Source organism: Bacteroides fluxus YIT 12057 (assembly GCF_000195635.1).
In the GTDB taxonomy this organism is placed as follows: Bacteria; Bacteroidota; Bacteroidia; order Bacteroidales; family Bacteroidaceae; genus Bacteroides; species Bacteroides fluxus.
Map to the genome: position 1 here is coordinate 1 of NZ_GL882626.1, position 4,884 is coordinate 4,884.

Annotated in this window: 2 tRNA genes and 2 rRNA genes; all 4 read left to right on the forward strand. The window is 51.3% G+C overall.

The annotated features are described in order from the left end of the window. The first annotated feature begins 20 nt into the window (after positions 1 to 20). A 16S ribosomal RNA gene (locus tag HMPREF9446_RS07730) occupies positions 21 to 1,545 on the forward strand. Positions 1,546 to 1,687: 142 nt separating this feature from the next. Beyond that, a tRNA-Ile gene (locus tag HMPREF9446_RS07735) sits at positions 1,688 to 1,761 on the forward strand. 52 nt (positions 1,762 to 1,813) lie between these two features. Continuing rightward, positions 1,814 to 1,887: transfer RNA gene (locus tag HMPREF9446_RS07740), tRNA-Ala, on the forward strand. 109 nt (positions 1,888 to 1,996) lie between these two features. Continuing rightward, positions 1,997 to 4,878, forward strand: a 23S ribosomal RNA gene (locus HMPREF9446_RS07745). The 16S and 23S rRNA genes sit together here with 2 tRNA genes alongside, the layout of an rRNA operon. Positions 4,879 to 4,884: the final 6 nt, after the last annotated feature.

A 4,884-nucleotide genomic window follows, 5' to 3' on the forward strand; every position in this document is an offset into this window, starting at 1 on the left:
TGGATCTCAACAATACTTTTACAATGAAGAGTTTGATCCTGGCTCAGGATGAACGCTAGCTACAGGCTTAACACATGCAAGTCGAGGGGCAGCATTTTTATAGCAATATAAAAGATGGCGACCGGCGCACGGGTGAGTAACACGTATCCAACCTGCCGATAACTCGGGGATAACCCTTCGAAAGAAGGCCTAATACCCGATGGCATATCCCTTCCGCCTGGTTGGGATATTAAAGAACTTCGGTTATCGATGGGGATGCGTTCCATTAGCTTGTTGGCGGGGTAACGGCCCACCAAGGCTTCGATGGATAGGGGTTCTGAGAGGAAGGTCCCCCACATTGGAACTGAGACACGGTCCAAACTCCTACGGGAGGCAGCAGTGAGGAATATTGGTCAATGGACGAGAGTCTGAACCAGCCAAGTAGCGTGAAGGATGAAGGTCCTATGGATTGTAAACTTCTTTTATACGGGAATAAAGTGCAGTATGCATACTGTTTTGTATGTACCGTATGAATAAGGATCGGCTAACTCCGTGCCAGCAGCCGCGGTAATACGGAGGATCCGAGCGTTATCCGGATTTATTGGGTTTAAAGGGAGCGTAGGCGGATGCTTAAGTCAGTTGTGAAAGTTTGCGGCTCAACCGTAAAATTGCAGTTGATACTGGGCGTCTTGAGTACAGTAGAGGCAGGCGGAATTCGTGGTGTAGCGGTGAAATGCTTAGATATCACGAAGAACTCCGATTGCGAAGGCAGCCTGCTGGACTGTCACTGACGCTGATGCTCGAAAGTGTGGGTATCAAACAGGATTAGATACCCTGGTAGTCCACACAGTAAACGATGAATACTCGCTGTTGGCGATACACAGTCAGCGGCCAAGCGAAAGCGTTAAGTATTCCACCTGGGGAGTACGCCGGCAACGGTGAAACTCAAAGGAATTGACGGGGGCCCGCACAAGCGGAGGAACATGTGGTTTAATTCGATGATACGCGAGGAACCTTACCCGGGCTTGAATTGCATATGAGTTATCCGGAGACGGATAAGCCGCAAGGCATATGTGAAGGTGCTGCATGGTTGTCGTCAGCTCGTGCCGTGAGGTGTCGGCTTAAGTGCCATAACGAGCGCAACCCTTATCGATAGTTACCATCAGGTCATGCTGGGGACTCTGTCGAGACTGCCGTCGTAAGATGCGAGGAAGGTGGGGATGACGTCAAATCAGCACGGCCCTTACGTCCGGGGCCACACACGTGTTACAATGGGGGGTACAGAAGGCCGCTACACAGCGATGTGATGCCAATCCCCAAAACCCCTCTCAGTTCGGATTGGAGTCTGCAACCCGACTCCATGAAGCTGGATTCGCTAGTAATCGCGCATCAGCCACGGCGCGGTGAATACGTTCCCGGGCCTTGTACACACCGCCCGTCAAGCCATGAAAGCCGGGGGTACCTGAAGTGCGTAACCGCGAGGAGCGCCCTAGGGTAAAACTGGTGATTGGGGCTAAGTCGTAACAAGGTAGCCGTACCGGAAGGTGCGGCTGGAACACCTCCTTTCTGGAGCGACGCTCACGTTACATGATCGGAAGTCGGTTCTTTTTGTGATGCTACCATAAGAACCTCTTGGACTACGCGTACTTGTTTATTAGAATATAAAGAGAAAGAAGAAGCCGAGCCGCAAGGCGAGGGTTTGACTGACAGTCCTATAGCTCAGTTGGTTAGAGCGCTACACTGATAATGTAGAGGTCGGCAGTTCAACTCTGCCTGGGACTACTCTTGGAATGGCGGGTCGTGGATTTTGTGTCCATGGTTCAGGATTCCCCAGGGGGGATTAGCTCAGCTGGCTAGAGCACCTGCTTTGCACGCAGGGGGTCAACGGTTCGAATCCGTTATTCTCCACTCCGGAGTTGTTTATGAATCATAAACCTCCACCGATCTTTGACATGATGTGACAGAAAAAGTAAAGTAAAAGCTGAAAGTATATATCGACCCTACGTGATCGGTAAGACAAAAAGTAAGTAAGGGCACATGGCGGATGCCTTGGCTCTCGGAGGCGATGAAGGACGTGATAAGCTGCGACAAGCTTCGGGTAGGTGCAAATGACCTTTGATCCGGAGATTTCCGAATGGGACAACCCAATACCTTGAAGGGGTATTATCCAACTGAGTTGGAGGCCAACGCAGGGAACTGAAACATCTTAGTACCTGCAGGAAAAGAAAATAAACAATGATTCCCCCAGTAGTGGCGAGCGAACGGGGAATAGCCCAAACCGGCGATGTTACGGCATCGCCGGGGTTGTAGGACCACGGCGTGGCAAGAGCACTGACGAGAAGAATGTTCTGGAAAGTCCAACCATAGAGCATGAAAGTTGCGTATTCGAAGTCAGTCGAAGCCTAGTGGTATCCTGAGTAGCGCGGAGCACGAGGAATTCTGCGTGAATCTGCCGGGACCATCCGGTAAGGCTAAATACTCCCGAGAGACCGATAGTGAACCAGTACTGTGAAGGAAAGGTGAAAAGCACTTCGAACAGAAGAGTGAAATAGTTCCTGAAACCATGTGCCTACAAGCGGTCGGAGCACCTTCTTGGTGTGACGGCGTGCCTTTTGCATAATGAACCTACGAGTTACTTTTTCCGGCGAGGTTAAGGGGCTCAGCCCCGCAGCCGAAGCGAAAGCGAGTCTGAACAGGGCGTATAGTCGGAAGGAGTAGACGCGAAACCAAGTGATCTACCCTTGGGCAGGTTGAAGGATGGGTAACACCATCTGGAGGACCGAACCAATAAGCGTTGAAAAGCTTCTGGATGACCTGAGGGTGGGGGTGAAAGGCTAATCAAACTTGGAGATAGCTCGTACTCCCCGAAATGCATTTAGGTGCAGCCTCGACTTATACTGGCATGAGGTAGAGCGACTGATAAGATGCGAGGGCTTCACCGCCTATCAAGTCTTGACAAACTCCGAATGCGTGCCAGTTCTATGTCGGGAGTGAGGGCATGGGTGCTAAGGTCCATGTCCTAAAGGAGAACAATCCGGACCAACAGCTAAGGTCCCGAAATGAATACTGAGTTGAACTAACGAAGTCAGATTGCTAAGACAGCTAGGATGTTGGCTTGGAAGCAGCCATTCATTTAAAGAGTGCGTAACAGCTCACTAGTCGAGGAGTTTGGCGTGGATAATAATCGGGCATAAGTATTCTACCGAAGCTTTGGGATGTGTGAACATCGGTAGGGGAGCATTCCACTCCGCGTCGAAGGTGGGGCGTGAGCCCTGCTGGAGCGTGTGGAAAAGCAAATGTAGGTATAAGTAACGATAAAGGGGGTGGGAAACCCCCTCGCCGAAAGACTAAGGTTTCCTGATCAACGCTAATCGGATCAGGGTCAGTCGGGTCCTAAGGCTCAGCCGAACGGCGAGGCCGATGGCAGAACCGGTTAATATTCCGGTACTACCTTGGGGAGTGACGTGGAGACGGAGTCGTGGCAGTGCCGCCATCTGACGGAATAGGTGGTTGAAGGGTGTAGATGCTGATTGCGCCAGGCAAATCCGGTGCAAGAGTCGAACCTGACAGTATGGAGCGTCCTCCGGGACAATCCAATAGCGCACGTAATCATACTCCCGAGAAAATCCGCTAAACTTAATCCCCACGGTACCCGTACCGCAAACGGACACACGTAGTCGGGTTGAATATACTAAGGCGCTTGAGTGATTCACGGTTAAGGAACTAGGCAAACTGACCCTGTAACTTCGGGATAAAGGGTCCTCAGGGCGACTTGAGGCGCAGAGAATCGGTCCAGGCAACTGTTTAACAAAAACACAGGGCTATGCGAAATGGAAACATGAAGTATATAGCCTGACACCTGCCCGGTGCTGGAAGGTTAAGAGGAGACGTCATCGCGAGAGAAGCGTTGAATTGAAGCCCCAGTAAACGGCGGCCGTAACTATAACGGTCCTAAGGTAGCGAAATTCCTTGTCGGGTAAGTTCCGACCTGCACGAATGGTGTAATGATCTGGACGCTGTCTCAACCGTGAGCTCAGTGAAATTGTAGTATCGGTGAAGATGCCGATTACCCGCGATGGGACGAAAAGACCCCGTGAACCTTTACTATAGCTTAACATTGAGTTTGGGCAATTGATGTGTAGGATAGGCCGGAGGCTTTGAGGCGGGTACGCCAGTATCCGTGGAGCCGCTGTTGAAATACGGCCCTTTGATTGTTTGAGTTCTAACTCTCTATTGAGAGGACACTGTTTGGTGGGTAGTTTGACTGGGGTGGTCGCCTCCAAAAGCGTAACGGAGGCTTCTAAAGGTGCCCTCACGACGATTGGTAACCGTCGGCAGAGTGTAATGGCATAAGGGCGCTTGACTGGGAGACTAACAAGTCGATCAGGTAGGAAACTAGAGCATAGTGATCCGGTGTTTCTGTATGGAAAGGACATCGCTCAAAGGATAAAAGGTACTCCGGGGATAACAGGCTGATCCCTCCCAAGAGCTCATATCGACGGAGGGGTTTGGCACCTCGATGTCGGCTCGTCACATCCTGGGGCTGGAGAAGGTCCCAAGGGTTGGGCTGTTCGCCCATTAAAGTGGCACGCGAGCTGGGTTCAGAACGTCGTGAGACAGTTCGGTCTCTATCTATCGTGGGCGCATGAAATTTGCGTGGCTCTGACACTAGTACGAGAGGACCGTGTTGGACTGACCTCTGGTTTACCGGTTGTGCCGCCAGGTGCATTGCCGGGTATCTAAGTCGGGATTGGATAAGTGCTGAAAGCATCTAAGTACGAAGCCAGCCACAAGATTAGATTTCTCAGGGTCGTCATAGACGATGACGTCGATAGGATGCAGGTGTAAAGGCAGCGATGTCATAGCCGAGCATTACTAATTGCCCGTCCACTTTTGGTCTTCCGA